Here is a 23,585-nt window from a genome sequence, read left to right on the forward strand (position 1 = left end):
AGGCCGTCGACCAGATCCATGATCGCGTGGCGATCCTCGAGATCGACACCAGGTCGCAGTCCAGGCGTCGACGGCACGAACGTCGGCCACTGCTCCCGAAACCTCGTCCGGGCCGCCTGCTGGTCGAGATGCGCGCGCAACGCCTCTTCGAGCACGGACCTGATCGAACGGTGCGATCGCGCGGCGAGTTGTTTGACCCTCCCGGGGAGGTCATCGTCGATCGTCACGGTCGTTCTCATGATCGCATCAAAACATCGCACAAACGCCTCAATGCATCACCATGCTGGCTGTCCCCGACCTCTTACGTCGGAGGGTTGTCGCCCTGATCAGGGCCACTACCCTCCGCTATCCGAAGCGCCGTCCGAGCCCGCTCCGGTTCAGGCGAGGTGCTTCTGGAGGAAGGCAATGCTGCGCTGGATCGACGTCGTCCACGGTCCGGTCGTGAAGACGTGCGGCTGCCCGGGGTACGTGAAGTATCGACGGACTTCCCGGCGGCCTTGAGGGCGTCGACGCTGGCCTGCGCCCAGCCGATCGGGCAGGACAGGTCGGCGGTGCCCTGGTGGATCAGCACCGGCACGGTGATCCGGCCGAAGTAGGTGCGGGGGCTGGCCTTGGCCCAGGCGTTGGGGTGACGAGCGCCCCGGTGAGGAGGAGTCCGACGGCGACGAGACGCATACCCATCCCCTGGTGTCACCCGGACTCCTCGCCGGGCACATCCGTCAGTTGAGGTGGGCCTGCCAGTCGGTCGGCACGTTGCCCTCCGGCCCCGGCACCGGCTGCGACTCGGGGTGGCAGGCGGGCGGGGCGAGCTCGGGCCCGTTCGACATCCGCGACGTGCGGTAGTCGAAGTACCACCCCTCGCCGGGTTCGAAGCTGCGGATGATCGGATGGCCGGTCGCCTGGAAGTGGGCGGTAGCGTGCTGCGCGGGCGACGTGTCGCAGCAGCCGACGTGGCCGCACGCCGCGCATCGGCGCAGGTGGACCCACCAGCCGCCCGTATCGAGGCACTCGGCGCAGCCGGTGCCTGACGGCGGCACGGTGGGGTCGATCTCGGTCTGGTCCGCTGCCTCCTGAGGGGTCACGCCTCCGATGCTATGCGCCCGCTCCCGCGGCCATCGCTTGGGCCGTCGGCGTCGGGGCCGCGTCGTCCAGCACGACGATCGTTCCGGCCGTCCCGTCGACGCGGACCGTTTGGCCGGTGACCAGCCGGGTCGTCGCCTCGTGGACACCGACGACCGCTGGGATGCCGTACTCGCGGGCGACGACCGAGCCGTGCGTCATCATCCCGCCGACCTCGGTGACCAGTCCCGCGGCGCTGAGGAACAGCGGTGTCCACGCCGGGTCGGTCCCCGGGCAGACGAGGATCTCGCCGTGCCGCAGCCCCGAGTGGGCGGGGTCGAGGACCACGCGGACCGACCCCTCGACCGTCCCCGGTGAGACCGGAGACCCGACGATGGCGCCTTCCTGGTCGGAGAGGTCGCCCAGCCCCTCGTAGAAGGCGCGGCCGTCTCCGACGAGGACGCGGGGTATCTGGGTGCGCTTCGCCTCGCGGTTCAGGGCCATCCGGCGATCCTCGACGAGCTGCCGCAGGCCCGGTATCGGGCCGTCGGCGAGGGCCTCGATCTCGTTCAGCCGCAGCAGGAAGAGGTCGTCGGGTGAGTCCAGCACCCCGGCCTCGACGAGGTCGTGGCCGGAGGCGATGAGTGCGGTGCGGGCGACGCCCATCATCCGGATGATGGTGAACTTCGGCAGCTCCCGGCCGCCGGCCAGGGCCCGGATCCGGCCGGCGACGAATCCGACCAGCCAGCCCCGCGCGCCGCCGGTCTGAGTGACGAGCTGGTCGATCGCCGCGGCGGCGGCCTGCTCACCCCGGACGAACTGCGCCGGTGGCGACTGGTTCTCCGGGATGTCCTGGTAGCGCTGGACCGTCGCCAGCACGTCGGCCGGGTCGTCGCTCCACCGTGGGCGTCCGAGGTCGATCTCGCCGATCCCGCGCATCCCGTAGGCGGCCAGGAACCCGTCCAGTGCGGCGGTCACCGCGGGGGAGAGACCGCCGGACGCATACCGGTCCGCGAGCTCGGCCGGGCTCAGGTCGGCGACGAGCCGGCTGGACTCCGGGTCGTCGCGGACCGTCCGGGCGACCTGCCAGAGGGCCAGGTCCATCTCGGTGGTGACGTTGTGCGGCAGCGCGCGGGTGACCTCGAGGACGAGTGGTGACACGCCGTGGTCGCCCTCGTCGGTGGCGCCGGAGAGCCGGGTGAGCACCCGGAGTGCGAGGACGGGGCCGGCGATGACGACGCCGGCGTAGGGCACGACGGTCGGGAAGGCGTCGGACAGGGTCTCGCGCAGGGTCTGCGCTCGGCGGGCGGCGCGGCGGAACACGTCCTGCTCGTCGCTCGTGGCGGCGAAGGCCGCGGTGGCGCGGCGGACGGCGGCCTCGGTGACCTCGTCGAACTCAGCCCGGAGGGTCTCCGGGTCGCGGACGGCGCGGGCGAGGTTCCGGCCGGCGACGCGGGCGAACCGGGCCAGCTTCGGGGCAACCGCTCGCATCGCCTCGCGGGGCAGCGGCGTCAGGACGCCCTCGTCGCGCAGGTCGAGGAGGATCCGGCGGGCGCTCGGGTCGACCGCCTTGAGCAACCCGGGCAGGACCCGGCTACCGAGCGGGTTGCGCAGGGCACGGTCGAGCCGGATCCAGAGGCGTTCGCCGGCGGTGCCGATGTACGGGTTGCTCTCCGGTTCGAGGCTCGAGCCGAAGACGCTGGCGCCGCCCGCCATCACGCACCGGATCGCGTCGCCGCCGAGCGGGGTGATCGGTGCGAGCATCCCCTGCACCGCGCCGAAGGACAGGTAGACCGCCTCGGTGGGCGCACCGTCGGGGATGGGGAAGAGCGAGGTGATCGCCCGGGCCTGGAGCAGCGCCACCTGGCCGCCGGCGATCGCCCACTCGATGTCCTGCGGCGTGCCGTACTCCGCCTGGACCAGCCGTCCCAGGTCGACCAGCGCGCACACGTCGTCGTCGGAGAGGGTGGCCTCGGCCCCGCGGGCGCTGTGGCGGGTCTCAACACCGCCGCCGGGGAGCGGCGCCGTCGTGACGGCCTTGGCGCCGAAGGTCCGGGCGAGGAGCCGACCGGTGGCCGCGTCCGCGACGTAGTGGTCCGGTTCGACGAGGCCCGAGACGAGGGCCTCGCCCAGCCCGAACGTCGCGTCGATGGCCATCTGCCCGCGGTGCCCCGTGAGCGGGTTTGCCGTGAAGAGCACGCCGGAGGTGTCGGCGGCCACCATGCGCTGGACGGCGACCGCGAGGGCGGCGGCCTCCTCAGGGATGCCGGCCCGGCGTCGGTACGTGATGGCCCGCGCGGTCCAGAGGCTCGACCAGCAGACGGCGACGGCCGCGAGGAGGGCGGCCTCGTCGGTCACGCCGAGCAGGGTGTCCTGCTGGCCGGCGAATGACAGGTCGGGCAGGTCCTCGGCGGTCGCCGACGACCGCACGGCGACGGACCCGCCGCCCAGCCGACGGTATGCGTCGAGCACGGCCTGGGCGACGGGCTCGGTGAGGAGGGTAGCGACGGGCGCCTCGGCGAACGCGGCGCGGATGCGAGCCGAGGCGGCATCCACGGAGTCCGAGTCGTCGGGGTCGGCGCCGGAGAGCGCATCGTTCACCAGGTCGCGCAGCCCGTGCTCGTGGACGGCCGTGCGGAAGGCGTCGGTCGTGACGGTGAAGCCCGGTGGCACCGGGAACCCGGCACGGGTGAGCCGCGAGAGGTTGACGGCCTTGCCGCCGACCTCGTCGAGCGCCGACGGTTCGTCGAAGAAGCGCACCCAGATCATCGCCTTATTCTACATGTGATGAATTAGAAGCGTAAGGGTGGTCATCTCGACGAGCACGACCCGCCCCGACGGGCCGTTTCGGCGGTTCTCGGCCACTCCTGCCCGTCGAGATGACCAGGTGCGGGCGTCATCGGTGTCCGTCCGCACCGATTAGGCCGGGAGACCCCGGCTGCCGTAAGATCGTCCGTTGGGCGTTCTGTGCTCGGGCGCCCCTTTTTTACTGTTCTGAGCACGCACACGACGGATTGACGGAGGACATGGCCAAGAAGGACGGTGTCATCGAGATCGAGGGCACGATCGTCGAGGCTCTCCCGAACGCAATGTTCCGGGTCGAGCTGAGCAACGGTCACAAGGTGCTCGCTCACATCTCGGGCAAGATGCGCCAGCACTACATCCGGATCCTCCCTGAGGACCGCGTGGTGGTGGAGCTCTCGCCGTACGACCTCGACCGTGGCCGGATCGTCTTCCGGTACCGCTGAGCACGACCGCTCGAAATCCCAACTCAGCAGAAGACACGAGGCAGATGAAGGTCCAGCCGAGCGTCAAGAAGATCTGCGACAAGTGCAAGGTGATCCGCCGTAACGGGCGGGTCATGGTGATCTGCGAGAACCTGCGCCACAAGCAGCGCCAGGGCTGACCAGCCACCTCCGGACGTCGACACGGCAACCGGACCCGCACGACTCGCCAGCACTTCGCGACGAGACAACAGAACAGACTGCAGCACCCGGCCCCTGGCTCACGGGTTTCACCCCGCAGAGAACGCCCAGGACGTCACCCCCGGCTCGGAGGCCGGGGACCGGAGCTCCCCTGAGGAGCTCGTGCCGGCCAGCCCCGCTGGCCGCGCCGACCGGAACGGTGACTGCTCCAGACCTCCGAACAACCCGAACCGGGAGAACACCTACATATGGCACGACTCGTCGGAGTCGACCTGCCGCGCGACAAGCGCGTCGAGGTCGCCCTCACGTACATCTTCGGAGTGGGCCGCACCCGCTCCAACCAGGCACTGGCCGCGACCGGGGTCAACCCGGACACCCGCGTCAAGGACCTGACCGACCAGGACCTCGTCGCCCTGCGCGACTACCTCGAGTCGAACCTCAAGATCGAGGGTGACCTGCGCCGCGAGATCGCGGCCGACATCCGTCGCAAGGTCGAGATCGGCTCGTACGAAGGCATCCGTCACCGCCGCGGCCTGCCCGTGCGCGGTCAGCGGACCAAGACCAACGCGCGTACCCGCAAGGGTCCCAAGCGCACGGTCGCCGGCAAGAAGAAGGTTGGTAAGTAATGCCCCCGCAGAAGCGAGCGCAGGCCGGCGCCAAGAAGGTCCGCCGCAAGGAGAAGAAGAACGTCGCTCACGGGCACGCCCACATCAAGAGCACGTTCAACAACACGATCATCTCGATCACCGACCCGACCGGCAACGTGATCTCGTGGGCCTCGGCCGGCCAGGTCGGCTTCAAGGGCTCGCGCAAGTCCACCCCGTTCGCCGCGCAGATGGCCGCCGAGGCGGCCGCCCGCCGGGCGATGGAGCACGGCATGAAGCGCGTCGACGTGTTCGTCAAGGGTCCGGGGTCCGGTCGTGAGACCGCGATCCGCTCGCTGACCGCCACCGGCCTCGAGGTCGGCGCGATCAGCGATGTCACGCCCTCGCCGCACAACGGCGTCCGCCCGCCCAAGCGCCGTCGCGTCTGAGCCAGAAGGAGATTCGATAACCCATGGCTCGGTACACCGGCCCCATCACCAAGAAGTCCCGTCGACTCAAGGTCGACCTCGTCGGCGGCGACAAGAACTTCGACCTCCGTCCCTTCCCGCCCGGCCAGCACGGCCGTCGCCGGATCCAGGAGAAGGAGTACCTCACCCAGCTGCAGGAGAAGCAGAAGGCCCGCTTCACCTATGGCGTCATGGAGAAGCAGTTCGTTCGCTACTACAAGGAAGCGGCGAACCGTCCCGGCAAGACCGGTGACAACCTCCTGACCATCCTCGAGTCACGGCTCGACAACGTCGTCTACCGCGCGGGCCTGGCCCGGACGCGTCGGGCGGCCCGTCAGCTCGTGACGCACGGTCACTTCGAGGTCAACGGCAAGCGCGTCGACGTCCCGTCGTACCGCGTCGAGCAGTTCGACATCGTCACCGTCCGGAAGCAGTCGGTCGAGACGTTCCCGTTCGAGCTGGCCCGCCAGACGTTCGGCGACCGGCCGATCCCGGCCTGGATGCAGGTGGTCGAGGGCAGCCTCACCGTCCTCATACACCAGCTCCCGACCCGTGCGCAGATCGACACGATCCTCACGGAGCAGCTGATCGTCGAGCTCTACTCGAAGAACTAGTCGTCCGTATGCGGTGACTCCCTCTCCGGAGCGAGTCACCGCATACCGGATCAGCAGGAAACCCGGCCAGAGACAGAGCTGGTCGGGCGCATCACGAGGCGTCATATAGCGGGCGCCCGTGGGAAGGAACAGAACAATGCTCATCGCACAGCGTCCCGTGCTCAGCGAAGAGGTCGTGGCGGACAACCGCTCGCGCTTCGTCATCGAGCCCCTCGAGCCCGGCTTCGGCTACACGCTCGGTAACACCCTCCGTCGCACCCTGCTCTCGAGCATCCCGGGTGCCGCGGTCACGTCGATCCGCGTCGACGGTGTCCTCCACGAGTTCCAGACCATTCCTGGGGTCAAGGAGGACGTCACCGAGATCATCCTCAACCTCAAGTCCCTCGTCGTCTCCTCGGAGCAGGACGAGCCCGTGGTCATGTACCTGCGCAAGCAGGGCCCGGGCACGGTGACCGCCGCGGACATCGCGCCGCCGGCCGGTGTCGAGGTGCACAACCCCGACCTGCACATCGCGACCCTCAACGGCAAGGGCCGCATCGAGATGGAGCTGACCGTCGAGCGCGGTCGGGGCTACGTGTCGGCCGCCCAGAACAAGGCCGGCGACGCCGAGATCGGCCGCATCCCGGTCGACTCGATCTACAGCCCGGTCCTCGCCGTCAAGTACTCGGTCGAGGCCACCCGGGTCGAGCAGCGCACCGACTTCGACCGTCTCGTCCTCGACGTCGAGACGAAGAACTCGATGGCTCCGCGCGACGCCATGGCGTCCTCGGGCAAGACCCTGGTCGAGCTGTTCGGCCTGGTCCGCGAGCTCAACATCGAGGCCGAGGGCATCGACATGGGCCCGTCGCCGACCGACGCCGCGCTCGCGGCCGACCTGGCACTGCCGATCGAGGACCTCGACCTCACGGTCCGGTCGTACAACTGCCTCAAGCGCGAGGGCATCCACACCGTGGGCGAGCTCGTCTCGCGCAGCGAGGCCGACCTGCTCGACATCCGCAACTTCGGTGCGAAGTCGATCGACGAGGTCAAGGCCAAGCTCGTCGGCATGGGTCTGGCGCTCAAGGACAGCCCGCCCGGGTTCGACCCGAGCGCGATCGTCGACACCTACGGCGACGACTACGACTACGACGACATGGCGGACGTGCCGGCGAGCCCCGAGGGTGGTCCGGACTTTGGCGACCTCGGTGACGACGGCCGGGCCCTCGCCGAGGACGAGCGGTACTGAGCGGTCGTCGCTGACGACCACCGGACCGCGGACCTGACGACTGACTGGAGACAACGATGCCTACCCCCACCAAGGGTCCCCGCCTCGGCGGCGGCCCGGCGCACGAGCGGTTGATGCTGGCGAACCTCGCCACGTCGCTGTTCGAGCACGACCAGATCACGACGACCGAGGCCAAGGCCAAGCGGCTGCGGCCGCTGGCCGAACGGCTCATCACCTTCGCCAAGCGCGGTGACCTCCACTCGCGCCGCCGGGTGCTGACCGTCGTCAGGGACAAGGGTGTCGTGCACCGCCTGTTCGCCGAGATCGCGCCGGACATGGCGCTGCGTCCCGGCGGCTACACCCGGATCACCAAGATCGGGGCCCGCAAGGGCGATAACGCCCCCATGGCCGTGATCGAGCTGGTCCGCGAGCCGCTGTCGCCGAAGAAGGCCACCGTCAAGGAGGCCGAGGCGGCGACCAAGCGCGCGGCCAAGCAGGCCGAGTCCGTCAAGGCGGCCGAGGCGACCAAGAAGGCCGAGGAGGCCGAGGCCGCCAACGCCGACGCCGAGGAGCCCCAGGACGTCCGGACCCGCCCGCTCATCGACGGGTCCCGGGAGCTGGACTCCTCGGACGAGGCCGACACCACTCCGGAGGACGTGTCGCCCCGGCCGCTCATCGACGGGTCGCTCACCGCGGCGCCCGAGGACGGTGGCTACGGTCCGGGTTCGGCTGCGCCGAGCGAGGACGGCTCGGCTCCGGCCGGGTTCGAGATCAAGGGCAACGCCGACTCGATGAAGTTCCACGAGCCGGACGGCCAGTGGTACGACCAGACGGTGGCCGAGGTCTACTTCGCCACCGCGGCGGACGCCGAGAAGGCGGGTTTCACCAAGGCCGGCGGCGACGACGGCAAGTAGGCCCCTCAGCACTCGAGCACCCCGGGACATCGGCGTCCCGGGGTGCTCCTGTCTCTGCGCTCAACATCTCTGCGCTCAGACGTCCGTCGACCCGCCGCAGCGCCAGTAGCGCCCGTCGCGCCGGTCGAGGAGCTCGCTGTCGACGAGATACCTTCGCAGCGCGGCGACGTCCGGGTGGAACCGGCGCAAGGTGGCGTTGACCTCGTCCTCGGGCCAGCTCTCGCCGATGGGAAACGCCTGGGCGACGTGGTCGAGGACTACCAGCCGCTTCGCGGCGCGGGTCGGGATCGACCGCAACGACCCGTCCGGCGCGACGAAGGCGCGGAGCACCGCGTCCCGCTGGCGCAGTACCTCCTCGAGTGACGGCCGGTCCATCCCACCCACGCTACCGAGGGGTCCGCGGCATACCCACGACGGCGGGGTCGGGCCGCAGGCATAGGTTCGGGGTATGCCTGACACGCCGAACGCTGCCTCCGCCACCGCCGTGCTCGTGGAGGGGTTCAACCGCACCCCGGACCTGGTCCAGCGCGCCCTCGACGGCCTGTCCGAGGAGGACCTGACCCGCCGGGTCGACCCGGACGCCAACACCATCGCGTGGCTCGTGTGGCACACCGCCCGGATGCAGGATGGGCAGGTCACCCGGGCCGAGCACTCCCTCGGCCGCGGCGAGGGCGAGCAGGTCTGGACGGCGAAGGGGTTCGCCGGCCGGTTCAACCTCCCGGTCGGCGACCGCGAGGTCGGCTACGGCATGGACTCCGACCAGGTCGCGGCGATCGTCGCTCCGGCCGAGCTGCTGACCGCCTACCACCGGGCCGTGAACGACCACACCGTGGAGTTCCTCGACGGCCTCGACGCCGCCGACTACGACCGAGTCGTCGACGAGCACTGGGATCCGCCCGTCACCCTGCTGGCCAGGCTGGTCAGCATCGAGCAGGACGCCGTCCAGCACCTCGGTCAGGCGGCCTACGTCCGGGGCGTGCTCCAGCGGACCTGACGACTCACCTGACCCGCGTGATGTGACCCGTCGCGGGCGGCGCGGAGGCTGGCTCGGTAGCGAGCAGTGACGACGCGACGGGGCCCGACCTGGCCTACACCGGCACGGTCACCTACGACGCGTGGACGAGACCGTGGACATCGGGATGGATGTCGCCTCACCGGTCTCACCGGACTACGGACCCACGAGCAACGCGTTCACGGGCACCATCGGCTGGGTGCGCCTCGACGCCGGCGACGACGACCACAACCACCTCATCGACCCTGAGCACCGCATGCTGGCGGCGATGGTCAGGCTGGAGCGTCGCTGATCGCCCGGCGACGACCTCGTCGACGGGCGGCCGGGCGGTCAGTCCGGCAGCCGACGCATCTCGACGAGGGTCAGCCCGAACGTCTGGAACCGGTCGAGCAGGCCGTGGAGATGGGGACCGTCGAGGACCGCGCCGAAGAGCACAGACCCGGGCATCTCGATGGCGGCTGACTCCTGGAGCTCCGGGAAGGCCTCACGCATCGTGGGGGTGAGCCGCTCCTCGAGGATGAACTCATAGCGCATCGCGCCCTCTCGAGCCCGCACGGTGCCACCTCCCTACTGACGTTGGACGCTCACCCCAGGGTGGCGGGATGGTACGCCCGGCGCTTCACCCGTCCGAGGTGACCGGCCATTCGGCCGAGCCGCGAGCCTCAGGACTCGTGGTCGGCCGGAGCAGCCTCCCGGGACCGAAGTCGCAGGCGGCGCAACCGTTCTCCGAGATGACCATGTTCCGGCGAGGCGCCACCCGAGGGGCTGTCGGCGTCCGCGCCCGAGTCGCCGAGCTGCGGGAGGACGTCGTAGGTGCGGCTGTAGATCTCGACGAGCGAGAGCAGCAGCGCAGCGATCGGAACGGCGACGAACGCCCCCGCGACACCGAATAGCGCAGCGCCGAGGATCACCGCCCCGAAGGCCACCGCCGGGTGCATCTCCACCGCGTCGGCGCTGATCTTCGGCTCGATGGTGAGGTTCTCGATCTGCTGGTAGATCAGGGCGAAGATCAGGGCCAGCACGCCGTCGACAGGGTCGGCACTCGTCAGACCGACCACGACGGGCAGCGCGATGGCGATGTACGTGCCCACCGTCGGGACGAACTGGGAGACGACGCCGGTCCAGACGCCGAGGGCGAGCCAGTAGGGCATCCCGATGATGAGCAGGAAGATCGCCGTGATCCCGCCGCAGACGGCGGCGAGGACGACGCGGGCCGCGACGTAGCCGCCGGTCTTCTTCACCGCCAGTCCCCAGACGACGAGGAAGATCTCCTGGTGCTGCGGCGGCAGGAGCCGGGCGATCCACCGCTTCAGCCGGGGTGCGTCGGCCGAGAAGTAGAAGATGAACAGGCCCAGAGTGAACAGCGAGAAGATCCCGCCGAGAACGGCCACCACGACACCGAGCACCCCGCCGGCCACGTCGACCCCGATGCTGGCCAGGGTCTGCGGGGTGATGTGCAGCTCCTCCAGGAGCTGGTTGGGGTCGAACGACGTGCCGAAGCTGGTGTTGAGCCAGGTCGTCAGGGAGGCCAGGACCTCCGGGATCGCCTGGACCAGCGTGACCGCCTGCGAGACGAGCAGGTTCCCGAAGGCCGCCGAGAATCCGACGGCGAAGAGGATCACCCCGAGCATGACCAGAGCGGTGGCCAGCCCCCGGCGCATGTGGTGGGCCAGTCGGCTCACGGCCGGCTCCATGGCGATGCTGGCGAGCCACGCCATGATCACCTGGAAGACCAGCGAGCCGCCGTCGTGCAGGACGAACGACCCGAAGGAGTAGAGGAGGATCAGCACGATGACGAGACCGCCGGCCCGCCACACCGACCGCGGGTCGAGGACGACGAGCGTCCGGCGGAGACGGGCCGGCGCCGGGGACACGGTCGGTTCCTCGGAGGGTGTCGGCACGACGGGTTGGGTCATGGGGTGTCGGCGCCGGCCTGCTCGATGTCACGCTGCAGCGCCGCCTCGTCGGCGGTGAGCTCAGCCTTCTCCACCTTGGCGGCTCGCCGGATCTCCTTCTCGACCTGGGCCTCGAGGTCCAGGTCGGCGACGACGATCAGGCCGCTCTGGCCCTCGTCCAACAGCTCACCGAGCGACTTCAGCTGGGTGCGGCTCAGGCCGCCGGAGACGTGGCCGACCAGCGCTCCCAGCCCGGCTCCCGCCGCGCCCCCCCAGATCAGCCCGCCGGCGAGGGCGACGGCCGGGAAGAGTGCCACGACCGCCCCACCGGCGAGGCCGAGGGCGAGCCCGCCGACGGCGCCGCGCCGGGTCGGTTGCTCGTGCCGGTGCACCAGGTGGACCTTGCCGTTCTCGTCGCGCGTCATCACCGCCGCGTCGAAGGTGGCGTCCAGCCCGAGCCGGCCGTAGAGGTCCTTGACGGCGTCGTAGTCGGCGGTGGCCGAGGCTTCGTCCGCGTACCGGCCGGCCAGCAGCACGAACGTGTCCATGAACGGCTCCTGGGGGTGGGCTCGTCGGAAGGGTAGCGCCGGAACCGTGAGGTGCCGCGGACCCCGATCGAGACTCGCCGAAGGCCGAACCCCGGACGTCACCCGAGCGGGGTGAGGTTTCGGACACCCCGCCTCGGCACGATGACACCGGATCACGTCAGGCCGATGAGACCGGAGTGAGGTGAACGTGAGCGTCCTTTTCCCGAGCCTCCGGGGCTACCAGGGCACCTGGTGCGCAACGACCTCGTCGCGGGGGCCACTGTCTGGGCGGTCCTCGTCCCGGAGGCCCTGGCCTACGCGACCATCGCCGGCGCTCCGCCGGTCGTCGGGCTGTATGCCGCGGCACCCCGCCCTGGTCCTCTACGCCATGTTCGGCTCGTCCCGGCACCTCGTGGTCGGCCGATGTCGGCCACCGCCGCCCTCTCCGCGGGCACCATCGCGACGTTCGCCGACCCGAGTGGCGACAACTACGTCGCCCTCACGGCGGCGCTCGCGATCGTCACCGGGGTGGTCGCGCTGATCGCAGGGGTGCTGCGGCTGGGCTTCCCGGCGGGCTTCATCTCGGAACCGGTCCTCAAGGGGTTCGTCGTCGGTCTTGCGCTGACGATCATCATGGGCCAGCTGCCCAAGCTGTTCGGCGTCGACGACGCCTCCGGCAACTTCTTCGAGAGGCTCTGGGGACTCGTCACCTCTCTCGGCGAGACCCACTGGCCGACCTTCGTCGTCGGGTTCGTGTCCCTGGCACTCGTCCTCGGTCTGCGGCGCTACCTGCCCCTGGTGCCGGGCTCCCTGGTCGCGGTCGCGCTGAGCGTCATCGTCGTCATGCTGTTCCACCTCGACCAGAAGGGTGTCGAGGTCGTCGGCACGATCACTCCCGGCCTGCCGCACCTCGGGCTCCCCGGCGGCGTGGGGCTGGACCAGTACCTCAGCCTGGCCGGCCCAGCGGTCGGCGTGGTCCTCGTCGGGTTCGCCGACGGCATCGGGGCGGCGAAGACGACATCGGCCAGGTCCGCGACGTGCTGGGCCGCGCCGGCGACGACATCGACGCCACGACGGTGTACCCCAGCGTGTCGGCCGCGGTCGATGCGGTCCGGGCGGCTCCGCCCAGCGCCACGGGATAGACCGAGTCACCGTATTCGGGTGAAGAGAGGACCGCGGCCCCTTCTAAGCCTCGGAGCGAGACCTCGCCCGGCGCATACCGGGCATCCCGACCGACCGAGCCCGTGCCACGAACCTCGGCTGACCGCGCAGGTTCGGCACGTCGCGCGTAGGTTGCACTCTGCGCGCCGGTGGTGAACCTGCACGCACCTTGTCCCACCGCGCCGGTCACGACGCTGACGGCGAGGCGTCCTCCACGGTCGCGCTGACGCGTCCGGTGGCGACCGGGCCCTGGAACCAGGTGGTCCGTTCGGCGACCTCGGCGGCACTGCGCGGCACTGCCGGCGATGCGCAGCTCGACTCCCGTCGCCGCGAGCTCGCGGTCCAGGTCGATCAGGGTCTCGATGATCGTCACCGACATCTCCTGGATCACCGTGAGGTCGAGCACCAGGACCCGGAGGCCGGGGACGTCGTGGGCGACGTCGAGGACGCGTTCCTCGGTAAAGAGGACGTTCGCGGTGTAGAGCGGCCCCAGCACCGCGACGACAGCCACGTCGTCGTGCTGTGCGGTGAGGGCCACGCGGGGCGGGGACGGTCGAGGATGTTCAGGACGAGCAGCAGTGTGAAGACCACCCGAGGGTCTCCGTCCCGTCACCTCGCGGGGGTGAAGGGGTGACACGGACGTCTCGGTCTCACCCGATCCGGGTGAGAAGACTCCGCTACTAAGGTGGCGCACGAGCCAGATGGTGGCGCTCCATGCCCCACCACGCGAAAATCGCTAGCAGGGACGTGCTCGGAGGCACTGGTGGTCACGCAACCCAACTCGTACGTCGGCGACCCCGCCGACGACGCGACGCCGAAGCGGGACGTCCCCGCCCTCCCCCGCTCCCTGGTCTACCGCGATCGGCTGCGCGTCCCGGAGCCGACCGACCTGGCCGCGGAGCTCGGTAAGGGCAGCATCGTCGTCGTCACCGGCGCCGGCGGCGCTGGCAAGTCCACACTGATGGCCGCCTGGGCTTCCGAGCTGTCCAGCCAGGGCGCCGGGATCGGCTGGGCTTCCCTCGGGTCCGACGACAACGACCCCGGCACGCTGTGGACGACCCTGCTCGGCGCACTTCGCGACGCGGTCGCCCGGGGCGGGGACGCCGCCGACCTACGCGGTGACACCGACGCGCAGCGCGCCGCGGGCGAGGCCGCACGCCAGGAGCTCGCGGCGATGACGTCGCCCGGGCCGCGCGCGGAGTCCGGCTTCGTCGGTCGGCTCGCCCGAGTCCTGCGCGGCGTTCCCTATCCGCTCTGGCTGCTGCTGGACGACGTACACCTCGTGCGCGACCCCACCGTCCTGGAGTCGCTGAACCTGCTGCTGCGCTGGGCGCCGGCTCGCGTGCACATCGTTCTCGGCGCTCGCGCCGACCCCGCCATCCATCTTCCTCGGCTTCGTCTCGAGGGCCGGGTCCACGACATCCGCGACGGTGACCTGCGGTTCCGCTCCGAGGAGGCCGCGGCGATGCTCGAGGCGCAGGGGGTGCGGCTCACGCATACCCAGCTGAACCGGCTGCACAGTCTCACCGAGGGCTGGGCCGCCGGGCTCGGCCTTGCGGCGGCGTCGCTGCGGACGGGCCGCGACGCCGACGACTTCATCACCTCGTTCGCCGGTGACACCGGAGCCATGGCGGGGTACCTCCTCGAGGAGGTGCTCGCTGGCCTCGACGCGACCACCCTCGACTTCATGCTGCTGACCTGCGTCGCCGAACGGCTCACCCCCGAGCTGGCCAGCCGCCTGTCCGGTCGCGACGACGCCGGAGAGATCCTCAGTCGGCTGGCGGACTCCAACACGCTGGTCAGCGTCACGACGGGCTCGGTGACGACCTACCGCTATCACTCGCTTCTCCGTGGCTACCTCAGTGCGCGCCTGAAGAGCCTGGGACGCAACCGGTTCGGGCAGCTGCACGCCGAGACGGCGACGTGGTTCTCCGAGCACGGCCTCGACGCCGAGGCGCTCGAGCACGCCGTGGTCTCGCAGGACGAGGACATCATCCACGCGATGCTGCATCGCTACGGAGTTCGCCTCGTCCTCTCCGGCCGCGCCAGCACGGTCGGACGGGCGATCGAGCGCGCCCCGGCCTCCGTGCGGGCCGAGCGGCCGATGGCGGCGCTGGCCGCGATCGTCGCGCTCGACTCCGGAGACCTCCTCGCGGGCGAGGTGCACGTCGATGCGGCCGACGCTGCGCCGCCCTCGTCGATGTCGGGGGCGCCCTACACGTGGGTGGGCGGCGTCGACTACGCGTTGCCCGGGGATCGGCTTGTCGCCCTGGCGAGACTGTCCGTGCAGCGGATCCGCGGCGATGTCGACCCGGTAGCACTCGCGGGGGTCGCCGAAGCGAACCACGCTCCCGGCACCGCCCGGAACCTGCGCGACCTCGAGCTGCTCGAGCGGATGAACAGCGGTGTCGCCCTCCTCGCGATCGGCCACTACGAGCTGGGGGCACTCGAGCTGGAGGAGACCCTGCGTCGTGCCCGGCGGGGCGGCTACGAGTACACGGTCATGGTCTGCCTGGCCCACCTCGCCGGCGCCGCCGCGGCGATGGGCGACCTCGCGGGCATGAGCACCTGGAGCGAGGCGGCCCTCACGTATGCGCGCCCGCGCGGCTGGGCCTCCTCACCGCAGCTGCTGTACGCCTACGTGCTGGCCGCCGCGGCGGCGTACTCCGCGTGCGACGTCGCCCTGGCCTGGCGCCTGTCGAACACCGCGGAGGCGATCCTCGACGGGACCCCGTCGCCGCGTGACAGCCCGAGCGGCGACCGGCAGCGGATCGACGTGGATCCGCTGCTCTCCCGGGCCGCTCAGGCCGTGTTCTCCTACGTTGCCTTCGCCGAAGCAGCCGACGACCCTGCGCGGCGGCGGATGATCGTCCACGACCGCGCCCCGGCAATCGACGCGCTGGATGCCTCCTTGCCCGTGCAGATCTCGGCGTACGAGCTGGGCGAGCACCACCGGATGGCGCTCCTGTGCGGTCAGCTCGACCTCGCGGATACCACCCTCCGCGTCTCCGAGCGCATCCCCGGGATGGCTGGGGACGCGTTGGCCATGGAGGCCAGCAAGGCCATGCGGCAGCAGCACGACCGCGAGGCCCGTGCGCTCGTCGCGCCGGTCCTGAGCGGGGAGGTTCCGTGCGTGGCCGTGACCGCGACCATCGTCGCCTGGCTGGTCGAGGCCACCCTGGCCATCCGCAACGACCAGCACGCGGTCGCGCACGACGCGCTCCTGCAGGCCCTCGACCTCGGCGCGCCCCGCGACTGCGTCCGCCTCATGCGCGAGACGTCGCCCGAGGTGGTCGAGGCGATGAGCTTCGGACGAGGGCGGTTCGGACACCACGAGGCGTTCGTCGAGAAGGCACTCGCGACGGGTGAGACCCTCGACCCGACCGGGCGCGGCGCGCACGAGACCCTGGGCATCGTCGCGACCCTCACACCCCGTGAGCTGTCTCTCCTCCAGGACCTGCCGTCACTGATGACCGTCGCCGAGATCGCCCAGGCCCGGGCGGTCAGCCCGAACACCGTCAAGACACAGCTGCGCTCGATGTTCAACAAGCTCGGAGTCGGTACGCGGCGCGAGGCCGTCACCGCCGGCCGGCGTCAGGGCCTCATCTGAGCGGACCCTCACGCCGACCGGTTGCCGTCACTCGCTGAAGGTTTCGCGGAGCTTGGCCTCCTGCTCGTCGGAGAGGTTGGTACGGACCAGCTCGCCGTGCAGCCCAGCGTCCTTGACCGCGGCGAAGACCTTGTCCTGGACCGCGTCACTGGTCATGACGAACAGCGCCGACGTGCCGGGGGTGACCTGGTCGCGCACGCTGTTGATGAAGTTGTCGTCGATGCCGACGTCGCTCAGCGAACCGGTGAGGGCACCGGCGGCGGCGCCGACCGCCAGGCCGAGCAGCGGGACGAAGAACAGCAGCCCGAAGAGCAGGCCCCAGAACGCGCCGCCCAGGGCACCGGCACCGGTGAGGTTGTTCAGCTGCTTGGTCTTGGGCTTCTTCTTGCCCTCCTCCCACACCACCGTTGCCGCGTCGAACACCTTGATCAGCTCCTGCTGCTGCAGCGTCTGCAGGACCTGGACGCAGCGCTCCGCGCCCGAAGTGTCGTTGAACTTCCACACGCTCAAGGTCGCCACCAGGGCACCTCCATGTCGTCTGCCGGCCGACCCCAACGGTCCGCCGTCCGCGCCCATCCTCATGAGCCACGACCCCGAGTCGCCTCACCCGTGCTGGGTGACCCGGACCTGGAGACCAGGGTCCCGGTGCGACAACCTGACCCGGCGGCGGCTAGGAGCACCAGCATGGCCGAAACCCACCAGCGCAACCCCATTAGGCTCGCTGGCCATGGGCGAGGTGGTGCGCGTTCGACTCGACCTCGCGTACGACGGGACCGACTTCTCCGGGTGGGCCGCGCAGCCCGGACGCCGGACCGTCGAGGGTGAGCTGTCAGCCGCGCTGAGCACGGTGCTGCGCAGTCCCGAACCGGTCCGGCTGACGGTCGCCGGCCGGACCGATGCGGGCGTCCACGCGCGTGGCCAGGTCGCGCACGCCGACGTCGACGGGGAGGCGTGGAGACTGGTCCCGGGGCGTTCCGACCGCTCGCCCGAGGAGGCGTTGCCGACTCGGCTGGCTGGCGTGCTCCCCTCCGACATGACCGTCGCCAGGGTGGCTCGCGCCCACGCCGGCTTCGACGCGCGGTTCTCTGCCACGTCGCGGCGGTACCTCTACCGGCTGGCGGACGACGTCTCGGTCCACGACCCGCTCCGCCGGCGTGACACGGTGTCCGTCCGCGGCCACCTGGACCCGCACGCGATGAGCGACGCGGCCTACCTGCTCGTCGGTCTGCACGACTTCGCCGCGTTCTGCAAGCAGCGCGAGGGCGCGACGACCGTGCGGACCCTGCTCGCGCTCTCCTGGGAGCGGCAGCGCGACGGGGTCGTCGCCGGGACGGTGGTGGCTGACGCGTTCTGCCACTCGATGGTGCGCTCCCTGGTCGGTGCGCTCGTCCCGGTGGGAGAGGGGCGCCGCGACGTCGACTGGCCGGCAGCGGTCCTGACCGGCGCCGTCCGCGACCCGGGGGTGCGGGTCATGCCACCCCACGGCCTCAGCCTCGAGGAGGTGACCTACCCTCCGGACGCCGAGCTCGCGGCCCGCGCCCTCGCGACTCGGGCGACACGCATACCGGGCTGACGTCAGACCCAGCGTCTCGTATGCCGCGAGAACTCCTCGTACTCGTCGCCGAAACGACTGCGTAGGTAGGCCTCCTCGCGCCGGATCACGTTGCGGTCGATGAACGCCACCACGGCGGGAAGGGCCAGCGGGGCCCACCACGTGCCGAGGACGAGGCTGCCGCCGACGTAGGCCACGGTCATGCCGAGGTACATCGGGTTGCGGGTGTACATGTACGGCCCGGTCGTGACCATCGTCGACGCGGGCCGGCCGGGAACGATCGGGGTGTGGCGGCGCCGGAACGACGACGCGCCGGCGGCCGCGACCGCCTGTCCCGCCACCACGAGCACCCAACCGGCTCCCGTGCGCCAGTGCTTCCCGGGCATCCGCCAGGGCAGCAGCCGATCGACCGCCCACGCCGCGACGAGTGGCGCCGCGTAGACCAGCGGCGGTGGTACGTGGACGTCAGCGCCCTGCGGGCTCGTCGGCTCGGTCACGTCACCCCTCCTCGGGCAGTGGTGGGCCCACCACCTCCAGACCGTAGCGCGGCCCGACCTCGTTCCAGCGGGGAATCTCGACCGCCATGCTGAGCCCGTCGGCTCCGGGAAGCCGGCGCTCGCGGGCCGGGACGCCGACCTCGTCGTAGAGCCCGAAGATCCCACCCGGGTCGGCGAACCCGACGAACCGCACCGGGCTCGTGCCGGTCACGCGGAACGCGTGCGGAAGCCCGCGTGGCAGCCAGATGAAGTCGCCCTCGGCAAGCCGGAAGACCTCGTCCCCCGCCCGGTAGGTCATCGTCCCGTGCAGGAGGAAGAACGCCTCGTCCTCATGCGTGTGCCGGTGCAGGGGCGTCGCGATGCCCGGCGGCTGGGTCACCAGCGAGACGCCGAGGCCGCCGGACTCGTCGGCCGACAAGACGTGCTCGAAGAGGGACCCCATGGCCCAGGTGGCCGGGCCGGTCCCGGCTGGACGGTGGACGACGTGGCGGGTGGGTGCGACAGGGGTGGTGGTCATCATTCTCTCCTCAATTCATCCGAACCAACTTCGGGTGAATGATAGTAGAGTAGGAGCCGTGCCAGAGGACGTCAAGCCCCGCGCATACCGCTCGCCGCGCCGGGCCGAAGGTGCCGCCCGCACCCGTTCGCGGATCGTCTCGGCCGCCCGAACAATGTTGCGCGACAAGGGGTATGCACGGACGACGGTCACCGAGGTCGCTCGCCGGGCCGGGGTGTCGGTCGACACGCTCTACGCGAGTGTCGGCCGCAAGCCGCAGCTGGTGCTCGCCGTCGTCGACGACATCCTGGGGGAGGGCCAGGGGCCGATCCCTGCCGCGCAGCGCGCGTACGTCGCGCAGATGGTCTCGACCTTCGGGCTCCAGGCGAAGCTCCGGGGCTACGCCGACGCGATGGGCCGCCTGCAGCCCGAGATCGCTCCGCTGCTGCGCGCGCTGGCGTTCGCCGGTGAGGAGGATGTCGCCTGCGCCGAGGCGTTCCGGCACATCGACGAGCGCCGGGCGGCCAACATGCGGCGGCTCGCGGCCGACCTGCGCGCGACCGGCGAGGTCCGCGCCGACCTCGACGACGACGCGGTCGCCGACCTCGTGTGGTCGACGAACTCCTGGGAGTACTTCCACCTGCTGCAGCGGCGGGGGTTCACCCCGAACCGGTATGCGGACCATCTCGCCGACCTCTGGTACCGCACGATGGCCGCCCACCCCTCCGGATGAGGCGAAACCCGGGTGACCAGGCGTCCGTGATTTGCCACACTGCGGACCGTGGGACACGTCGACATCGCGGGAGTGTCCTTCTCGCTGCCCGATGGGCGGCCGCTGCTCCGGGACGTCTCGCTGCGGGTCGGCGAGGGCGCCAAGATCGCGCTGATCGGCCCGAACGGCACCGGCAAGACCACGCTGACCCGCATCATCTCCGGAGACCTGGTGGCCGACGACGGCGCCGTCACGCGAAGTGGCGGGCTCGGCGTCATGCGCCAGTTCGTCGGTCAGCTCCGTGACGACACGACCGTGCGCGACCTGCTGCTGTCGGTCGCCCCAGCCAAGGTCCGTAAGGCCGCGGCGGAGGTCGACGGCACCGAGCTGCTGATGATGGAGCACGACACCGAGGCCGTCCAGCTGGCCTACGCCCAGGCCCTCGTCGACTGGGGCGACGCTGGCGGGTACGAGTACGAGACCCTCTGGGACACCTGCACGGTCGCCGCCATCGGGATCCCCTTCGAGAAGGTGCAGTGGCGCCAGGTGACCACTCTTTCCGGGGGCGAGCAGAAACGGCTCGTCCTGGAGGCGCTGCTCCGCGGACCCGAGGACGTCCTGCTCCTCGACGAGCCGGACAACTACCTCGACGTCCCCGCCAAGCGCTGGCTCGAGGACCAGCTCGTGGCCTCGCCCAAGACGGTCCTCTTCGTCTCGCACGACCGCGAGCTGCTGAACCGCGTCGCCACCAGGATCGCCACCCTGGAGCCGGGCGCCGCCGGGGCCACGATCTGGGTGCACCCGGGCCGGTTCACGACCTACGCGCAGGCGCGCCGGGACCGCAACGACCGCCTCGAGGAGCTGCGGAAGCGGTGGGACGAGGAGCACGCCAAGCTCAAGGCGCTGGTCGTGATGTACCGGCAGAAGGCCGCCTACAACGCGGACATGGCGTCCCGGCTCCAGGCGGCGGTGACCCGACTGGAGCGGTTCCTGGACGCTGGTCCGCCCGAGGCGGTGCCGATGCGCCAGAACGTGCGGATGCGCCTCGCCGGCGGCCGCACGGCCAAGCGGGCGGTGGTCTGCACGCAGCTGGAGCTCACTGGCCTCATGCGGCCGTTCGACCTCGAGGTCTGGTACGGGGAGCGGGTCGCGGTGCTCGGGTCGAACGGGTCCGGGAAGTCCCACTTCCTGCGGCTGTTGGCGGCCGGCGGGTCGGACCCCGATCGCGAGCACGAGCCGGTGGGCGACGTGGTCGCGGCACCGGTGGCGCATACCGGCGTCGCCCGGCTCGGCTCGCGCGTGCGGCCCGGCTGGTTCGCACAGACCCACGAGCACCCCGGGCTGCTCGGACGCACGCTGCTCGAGGTCCTGCACCGCGGCGACGAGCACCGACCCGGCAAGCCGCGCGAGGAGGCGGCGCGGGCGCTCGACCGCTACGAGCTGGCCCGTGCGTCGGAACAGACCTTCGAGTCGCTGTCGGGCGGTCAGCAGGCGCGGTTCCAGATCCTGCTGCTCGAGCTGTCCGGTGCCACCCTGCTGCTGCTCGACGAACCGACCGACAACCTGGACCTCGACTCCGCCGAGGCGTTGGAGGAGGGTCTCGACGCTTTCGAGGGGACCGTCGTGGCGGTGACCCACGACCGGTGGTTCGCCCGGGAGTTCGACCGCTACCTGGTGTTCGGCGCTGACGGGCGCGTCTACGAGTCGACCGAACCGGTGTGGGACGAGGGCCGCGTGGCCCGAGCTCGTTGACCTGGTCCGGCTCTCTCACATCGGGCCGCGCCAGGGCGGCCGGGAGACATCACACCGAGGTCAGCACCCCGTCGCCACTTAACTACACTGACCGCAGGTCAGTTGGGGAGCGGCCGGCCCCGCCGGGCCAAGAGCCGAGAGGTTCAGGAATCGAGCCTCTCGGCTCGCCTCGTGTCGGGGAGGGACCGGAGGTCACGGATGACGTCCTCCGCGACGTCGCGCAGCTTGCGGTTGCTGTCCTGGCTGCTGCGCCGCAGGTAGGCGAAGGCCTGGTCCTCGTCGACGTTCTGGTCGCGCATCACGATGCCCACGGCCATGCTGATGCGACGGTTGCTGACCAGGGCGGCCCGCAGCTGGGCCACCTCTGTCTCGGGCTCGGCGGTCGCCGCGGCGAGGTCGGTACGTCCGTTGCCGGCGGAGAGCTCGTCATGCAGGTGCGGTAGTCGGATGAGGGCGTCTGAGGTCATCGGAGGTCCTGCCCACGGGGTCCGGGTGGGAAAGAGTGTCTTTCGGCGCCACCATAACTCGGGCATGAGTCGTTCTGGAACCTCATCGGTCAGGCAGGCTTACGCGGCCGGTGACCCACGTGAGGGGACGTCGTCATCTCGGACGTCGCGCGGCGAGTCGCCGGTGGGAGTCTCCGGGTTCGACCTGATCAACTCCAACACCAATCACACGCCACCGCGAGCCGGTCGGGGGGCTCGAGCGCGACCACGGCCCCGGTCATGGCTACGCCACCGCATGGTCGGCTACGCCCCCAGGCGCTCATCGAAGCCGCCGTAGACTGGAATCAGCACGCGATGGCCCGGGCAGGACGACTGCCCGCGCCGCGAGCGGAGACCACAACGGAGGTAGTCATGCCGGCCCGAGCTTCCGACCCGGCGCCGATCACTTTCTCGGCTGACCTGTCCACGATCGACGACACGACCCTGGTGCGTCTGCCGAAGCAGGCCAGCGAGCGGCTCCCCTCGCGCGGGCAGGTGGCCGTGCGCACCTCACTCGGAGCGCACGACTTCGAGACCGTCGTCGAGCCGGACGGCCGCGGTGGCCACTGGATCCGCGTCGACGACACCCTCCAGCGGGCCGCCGACGTGGGTCCGGGTGACACCGCCGAGCTCACCCTGGAAGTGTCGCGGGACTGGCCTGAGCCGGACGTGCCTGACGACCTCGCGGCCGCCCTGGCCAAGGCACCCGCGAAGATCCATGCGGTGTGGGAGGACATCACGCCGATGGCCCGGTGGGAGTGGGTGCGTTGGGTGCAGGCGACGAGCAACCCTGAGACACGGCAACGTCGGGTCGAGGTGAGCATCTCGAAGATGGACAACGGGAAGCGGCGCCCGTGCTGTTTCGACCTGTCGTCGTGCACCGACCCGAACCTCTCCAAGAGCGGCAAGCTGCGCGACGTGTCGTAGTGCTTGCTCGCTGATCGAGGCTCCTTCGTCGATGACCGGCCAGGTGGTTCGCGGAGAACAGTCCGACCGACCACTGGACGCCGTGGAGGGACGCCGGATGCGCTTCCGGGCGTCGTCGTCATGCGGATCAACGACGCGGTGGGGCCGAACGTCGACCCGGCGCTCGCGGGCGTCCTGGTCGTCGTCAACGCCTCGCCCACCGCGGTGGCCCAGAAAGGTGCCGGCGCTGGCCGGCTCCGCGCTCGCCCTGCCTCCCGTGCAGGCCTCCGGCAGCGACTCGGTCGTCAAGGGCACCACGTGGGATACGTCCACCGGCACGGCGACGGTCCCGGCCCGCACGGTGGCGGTGCTCGTCCGGCGGTGACCTCCAGGGGGTATGCGAGCCCGACGGTCTCGCATACCCCGTGGCCCTAAACGGTGAGGACCACCGCGACGACGTCGTCCTGCGCGATGTCCTCTGCGGTCCGGACCCGGTCCTTGAGCGGCACGAGGTAGCCGCCGTCCTTGGGGAAGAGCGACGTCGTCCAGGAGGTAACGCCGATCCGGACCGTCACCGGGATGACGCCCCAGCCGTAGCTGACGTCGCGGGCCGCCACGCGGAGGTCCTCGCACAGCGGCTCCGGGACGGGGACGAAGTAGTAGGGCGCCGGACCGCGCCACTGGACGACCTCGGCCTCGAACTCGAGCACCAC

28 protein-coding genes and 1 pseudogene are annotated in these 23,585 nt (G+C 70.8%); 16 read left to right on the forward strand and 13 right to left on the reverse strand.

Annotated features, from left to right (window positions below; translation table 11 throughout):
* From VIG79_RS14280 to VIG79_RS14290, 3 genes are all read right to left on the reverse strand, one after another.
* The coding region (locus VIG79_RS14280; RefSeq protein WP_331886759.1) for a CopG family ribbon-helix-helix protein at nucleotides 1–227 on the reverse strand (227 nt) is incomplete at its 3' end.
* Nucleotides 228–719: 492 nt separating this feature from the next.
* Entirely contained in the window at nucleotides 720–1,082 is a 363-nt protein-coding gene (locus VIG79_RS14285) for a UBP-type zinc finger domain-containing protein (protein ID WP_331886761.1), read from the reverse strand.
* 10 nt (nucleotides 1,083–1,092) lie between these two features.
* Nucleotides 1,093–3,828: a PEP/pyruvate-binding domain-containing protein gene (locus VIG79_RS14290; RefSeq protein ID WP_331886763.1), complete on the reverse strand. Its 2,736-nt coding sequence runs from the start codon at nucleotides 3,826–3,828 to the stop codon at nucleotides 1,093–1,095.
* Between the two features lie 257 nt (nucleotides 3,829–4,085).
* On the opposite strand from VIG79_RS14290, the gene infA reads away from it, so the two are divergent.
* The 7 genes from infA (at nucleotide 4,086) to rplQ (ending at nucleotide 8,267) form a co-directional block, all read left to right on the forward strand.
* Nucleotides 4,086–4,307: a translation initiation factor IF-1 gene (gene infA / locus VIG79_RS14295; RefSeq protein WP_141846521.1), complete on the forward strand. Its 222-nt coding sequence runs from the start codon at nucleotides 4,086–4,088 to the stop codon at nucleotides 4,305–4,307.
* A 44-nt stretch (nucleotides 4,308–4,351) separates the two neighbouring features.
* Nucleotides 4,352–4,465, forward strand: coding sequence for a 50S ribosomal protein L36 (rpmJ, locus tag VIG79_RS14300; protein WP_006592630.1), 114 nt, complete (start codon nucleotides 4,352–4,354; stop codon nucleotides 4,463–4,465).
* 267 nt (nucleotides 4,466–4,732) lie between these two features.
* Nucleotides 4,733–5,110, forward strand: a complete 378-nt coding sequence (gene rpsM / locus VIG79_RS14305) for a 30S ribosomal protein S13 (RefSeq protein WP_331886811.1) — start codon at nucleotides 4,733–4,735, stop codon at nucleotides 5,108–5,110.
* Complete coding sequence (gene rpsK / locus VIG79_RS14310; RefSeq protein ID WP_331886813.1) at nucleotides 5,110–5,517, forward strand: 30S ribosomal protein S11; 408 nt, start codon at nucleotides 5,110–5,112, stop codon at nucleotides 5,515–5,517. The genes rpsM and rpsK overlap by 1 nt, the downstream gene beginning before the upstream one ends.
* A gap of 23 nt (nucleotides 5,518–5,540) precedes the next feature.
* A complete protein-coding gene (gene rpsD / locus VIG79_RS14315; protein ID WP_331886815.1) occupies nucleotides 5,541–6,149 on the forward strand; it encodes a 30S ribosomal protein S4 in 609 nt (202 codons plus the stop codon).
* A 136-nt stretch (nucleotides 6,150–6,285) separates the two neighbouring features.
* Nucleotides 6,286–7,374 carry a DNA-directed RNA polymerase subunit alpha gene (locus tag VIG79_RS14320; RefSeq protein ID WP_331886817.1) on the forward strand — a complete coding sequence of 363 codons (1,089 nt, stop codon included), beginning with the start codon at nucleotides 6,286–6,288 and terminating at the stop codon, nucleotides 7,372–7,374.
* Between the two features lie 56 nt (nucleotides 7,375–7,430).
* The gene (gene rplQ / locus VIG79_RS14325) at nucleotides 7,431–8,267 is read left to right on the forward strand and encodes a 50S ribosomal protein L17 (protein ID WP_331886819.1); all 837 of its coding nucleotides are present in this window, start codon (nucleotides 7,431–7,433) and stop codon (nucleotides 8,265–8,267) included.
* A gap of 75 nt (nucleotides 8,268–8,342) precedes the next feature.
* On the opposite strand, the gene VIG79_RS14330 is transcribed toward rplQ, so the two are convergent.
* Entirely contained in the window at nucleotides 8,343–8,642 is a 300-nt protein-coding gene (locus VIG79_RS14330) for a DUF2087 domain-containing protein (protein WP_331886821.1), read from the reverse strand.
* A 73-nt stretch (nucleotides 8,643–8,715) separates the two neighbouring features.
* On the opposite strand from VIG79_RS14330, the gene VIG79_RS14335 reads away from it, so the two are divergent.
* On the forward strand, nucleotides 8,716–9,261 hold the full coding sequence (locus tag VIG79_RS14335) for a mycothiol transferase (protein ID WP_331886823.1): 546 nt from the start codon (nucleotides 8,716–8,718) through the stop codon (nucleotides 9,259–9,261).
* A gap of 121 nt (nucleotides 9,262–9,382) precedes the next feature.
* Nucleotides 9,383–9,571: a hypothetical protein gene (locus VIG79_RS14340; protein WP_331886825.1), complete on the forward strand. Its 189-nt coding sequence runs from the start codon at nucleotides 9,383–9,385 to the stop codon at nucleotides 9,569–9,571.
* A gap of 38 nt (nucleotides 9,572–9,609) precedes the next feature.
* Here the strand turns inward: VIG79_RS14340 and VIG79_RS14345 are convergent, their stop codons facing one another.
* From VIG79_RS14345 to VIG79_RS14355, 3 genes are all read right to left on the reverse strand, one after another.
* Entirely contained in the window at nucleotides 9,610–9,834 is a 225-nt protein-coding gene (locus tag VIG79_RS14345) for a hypothetical protein (RefSeq protein ID WP_331886827.1), read from the reverse strand.
* Nucleotides 9,835–9,941: 107 nt separating this feature from the next.
* Nucleotides 9,942–11,153 (reverse strand): AI-2E family transporter, encoded by a 1,212-nt coding sequence (locus tag VIG79_RS14350; protein ID WP_331886829.1) that lies wholly within the window; start codon nucleotides 11,151–11,153, stop codon nucleotides 9,942–9,944.
* A gap of 38 nt (nucleotides 11,154–11,191) precedes the next feature.
* Entirely contained in the window at nucleotides 11,192–11,722 is a 531-nt protein-coding gene (locus VIG79_RS14355; protein ID WP_331886831.1) for a DUF1269 domain-containing protein, read from the reverse strand.
* 231 nt (nucleotides 11,723–11,953) lie between these two features.
* Here VIG79_RS14355 and VIG79_RS14360 point away from each other — a divergent pair, with 231 nt between their 5' ends.
* The gene (locus tag VIG79_RS14360) at nucleotides 11,954–13,018 is read left to right on the forward strand and encodes a SulP family inorganic anion transporter (RefSeq protein WP_331886833.1); all 1,065 of its coding nucleotides are present in this window, start codon (nucleotides 11,954–11,956) and stop codon (nucleotides 13,016–13,018) included.
* Between the two features lie 190 nt (nucleotides 13,019–13,208).
* On the opposite strand, the pseudogene VIG79_RS19865 reads toward VIG79_RS14360, so the two are convergent.
* Nucleotides 13,209–13,556: pseudogene (locus VIG79_RS19865) on the reverse strand (STAS domain-containing protein); the annotation flags it as partial.
* A 69-nt stretch (nucleotides 13,557–13,625) separates the two neighbouring features.
* On the opposite strand from VIG79_RS19865, the gene VIG79_RS14370 reads away from it, so the two are divergent.
* Nucleotides 13,626–16,472: a helix-turn-helix transcriptional regulator gene (locus VIG79_RS14370; RefSeq protein ID WP_331886837.1), complete on the forward strand. Its 2,847-nt coding sequence runs from the start codon at nucleotides 13,626–13,628 to the stop codon at nucleotides 16,470–16,472.
* A 27-nt stretch (nucleotides 16,473–16,499) separates the two neighbouring features.
* Here the strand turns inward: VIG79_RS14370 and VIG79_RS14375 are convergent, their stop codons facing one another.
* A complete protein-coding gene (locus VIG79_RS14375; protein WP_331886839.1) occupies nucleotides 16,500–16,991 on the reverse strand; it encodes a DUF1269 domain-containing protein in 492 nt (163 codons plus the stop codon).
* Between the two features lie 208 nt (nucleotides 16,992–17,199).
* Here VIG79_RS14375 and truA point away from each other — a divergent pair, with 208 nt between their 5' ends.
* The gene (truA, locus tag VIG79_RS14380) at nucleotides 17,200–18,045 is read left to right on the forward strand and encodes a tRNA pseudouridine(38-40) synthase TruA (protein WP_331886841.1); all 846 of its coding nucleotides are present in this window, start codon (nucleotides 17,200–17,202) and stop codon (nucleotides 18,043–18,045) included.
* A 2-nt stretch (nucleotides 18,046–18,047) separates the two neighbouring features.
* Here truA and VIG79_RS14385 read toward each other — a convergent pair whose 3' ends face one another.
* The gene (locus tag VIG79_RS14385; RefSeq protein ID WP_331886843.1) at nucleotides 18,048–18,521 is read right to left on the reverse strand and encodes an isoprenylcysteine carboxylmethyltransferase family protein; all 474 of its coding nucleotides are present in this window, start codon (nucleotides 18,519–18,521) and stop codon (nucleotides 18,048–18,050) included.
* Nucleotide 18,522: 1 nt separating this feature from the next.
* Complete coding sequence (locus tag VIG79_RS14390) at nucleotides 18,523–19,038, reverse strand: cupin domain-containing protein (protein ID WP_331886845.1); 516 nt, start codon at nucleotides 19,036–19,038, stop codon at nucleotides 18,523–18,525.
* A 58-nt stretch (nucleotides 19,039–19,096) separates the two neighbouring features.
* On the opposite strand from VIG79_RS14390, the gene VIG79_RS14395 reads away from it, so the two are divergent.
* Both VIG79_RS14395 and VIG79_RS14400 read left to right on the forward strand, forming a co-directional pair.
* Entirely contained in the window at nucleotides 19,097–19,750 is a 654-nt protein-coding gene (locus VIG79_RS14395; RefSeq protein ID WP_331886847.1) for a helix-turn-helix domain-containing protein, read from the forward strand.
* Nucleotides 19,751–19,798: 48 nt separating this feature from the next.
* A complete protein-coding gene (locus VIG79_RS14400; protein ID WP_331886849.1) occupies nucleotides 19,799–21,481 on the forward strand; it encodes an ABC-F family ATP-binding cassette domain-containing protein in 1,683 nt (560 codons plus the stop codon).
* A 143-nt stretch (nucleotides 21,482–21,624) separates the two neighbouring features.
* Here the strand turns inward: VIG79_RS14400 and VIG79_RS14405 are convergent, their stop codons facing one another.
* Nucleotides 21,625–21,948 carry an ANTAR domain-containing protein gene (locus VIG79_RS14405; protein WP_331886851.1) on the reverse strand — a complete coding sequence of 108 codons (324 nt, stop codon included), beginning with the start codon at nucleotides 21,946–21,948 and terminating at the stop codon, nucleotides 21,625–21,627.
* Between the two features lie 390 nt (nucleotides 21,949–22,338).
* Between VIG79_RS14405 and VIG79_RS14410 the strand changes: the two genes are divergently transcribed.
* Nucleotides 22,339–22,893, forward strand: a complete 555-nt coding sequence (locus tag VIG79_RS14410) for a YdeI/OmpD-associated family protein (RefSeq protein ID WP_331886853.1) — start codon at nucleotides 22,339–22,341, stop codon at nucleotides 22,891–22,893.
* A gap of 217 nt (nucleotides 22,894–23,110) precedes the next feature.
* Entirely contained in the window at nucleotides 23,111–23,257 is a 147-nt protein-coding gene (locus VIG79_RS14415; protein ID WP_331886855.1) for an alpha-1,6-glucosidase domain-containing protein, read from the forward strand.
* A gap of 46 nt (nucleotides 23,258–23,303) precedes the next feature.
* Here the strand turns inward: VIG79_RS14415 and VIG79_RS14420 are convergent.
* On the reverse strand, nucleotides 23,304–23,585 hold a 282-nt coding region (locus VIG79_RS14420), incomplete at its 5' end, for a DUF1905 domain-containing protein (RefSeq protein ID WP_331886857.1).

Source organism: Lapillicoccus sp. (assembly GCF_036559105.1).
Classification (GTDB): Bacteria; Actinomycetota; Actinomycetes; order Actinomycetales; family Dermatophilaceae; genus Lapillicoccus.

Bases quoted from the DNA above. Each gene is read 5' to 3' on its own strand.
- VIG79_RS14290 (WP_331886763.1), bottom strand. From the start codon at position 3,828: ATGATCTGGGTGCGCTTCTTCGACGAACCGTCGGCGCTCGACGAGGTC.
- infA (WP_141846521.1), top strand. From the start codon at position 4,086: ATGGCCAAGAAGGACGGTGTCATCGAGATCGAGGGCACGATCGTCGAG.
- rpmJ (WP_006592630.1), top strand. From the start codon at position 4,352: ATGAAGGTCCAGCCGAGCGTCAAGAAGATCTGCGACAAGTGCAAGGTG.
- rpsM (WP_331886811.1), top strand. From the start codon at position 4,733: ATGGCACGACTCGTCGGAGTCGACCTGCCGCGCGACAAGCGCGTCGAG.
- rpsK (WP_331886813.1), top strand. From the start codon at position 5,110: ATGCCCCCGCAGAAGCGAGCGCAGGCCGGCGCCAAGAAGGTCCGCCGC.
- rpsD (WP_331886815.1), top strand. From the start codon at position 5,541: ATGGCTCGGTACACCGGCCCCATCACCAAGAAGTCCCGTCGACTCAAG.
- VIG79_RS14320 (WP_331886817.1), top strand. From the start codon at position 6,286: ATGCTCATCGCACAGCGTCCCGTGCTCAGCGAAGAGGTCGTGGCGGAC.
- rplQ (WP_331886819.1), top strand. From the start codon at position 7,431: ATGCCTACCCCCACCAAGGGTCCCCGCCTCGGCGGCGGCCCGGCGCAC.
- VIG79_RS14330 (WP_331886821.1), bottom strand. From the start codon at position 8,642: ATGGACCGGCCGTCACTCGAGGAGGTACTGCGCCAGCGGGACGCGGTG.
- VIG79_RS14335 (WP_331886823.1), top strand. From the start codon at position 8,716: ATGCCTGACACGCCGAACGCTGCCTCCGCCACCGCCGTGCTCGTGGAG.
- VIG79_RS14355 (WP_331886831.1), bottom strand. From the start codon at position 11,722: ATGGACACGTTCGTGCTGCTGGCCGGCCGGTACGCGGACGAAGCCTCG.
- truA (WP_331886841.1), top strand. From the start codon at position 17,200: ATGGGCGAGGTGGTGCGCGTTCGACTCGACCTCGCGTACGACGGGACC.
- VIG79_RS14390 (WP_331886845.1), bottom strand. From the start codon at position 19,038: ATGACCACCACCCCTGTCGCACCCACCCGCCACGTCGTCCACCGTCCA.
- VIG79_RS14405 (WP_331886851.1), bottom strand. From the start codon at position 21,948: ATGACCTCAGACGCCCTCATCCGACTACCGCACCTGCATGACGAGCTC.
- VIG79_RS14410 (WP_331886853.1), top strand. From the start codon at position 22,339: ATGCCGGCCCGAGCTTCCGACCCGGCGCCGATCACTTTCTCGGCTGAC.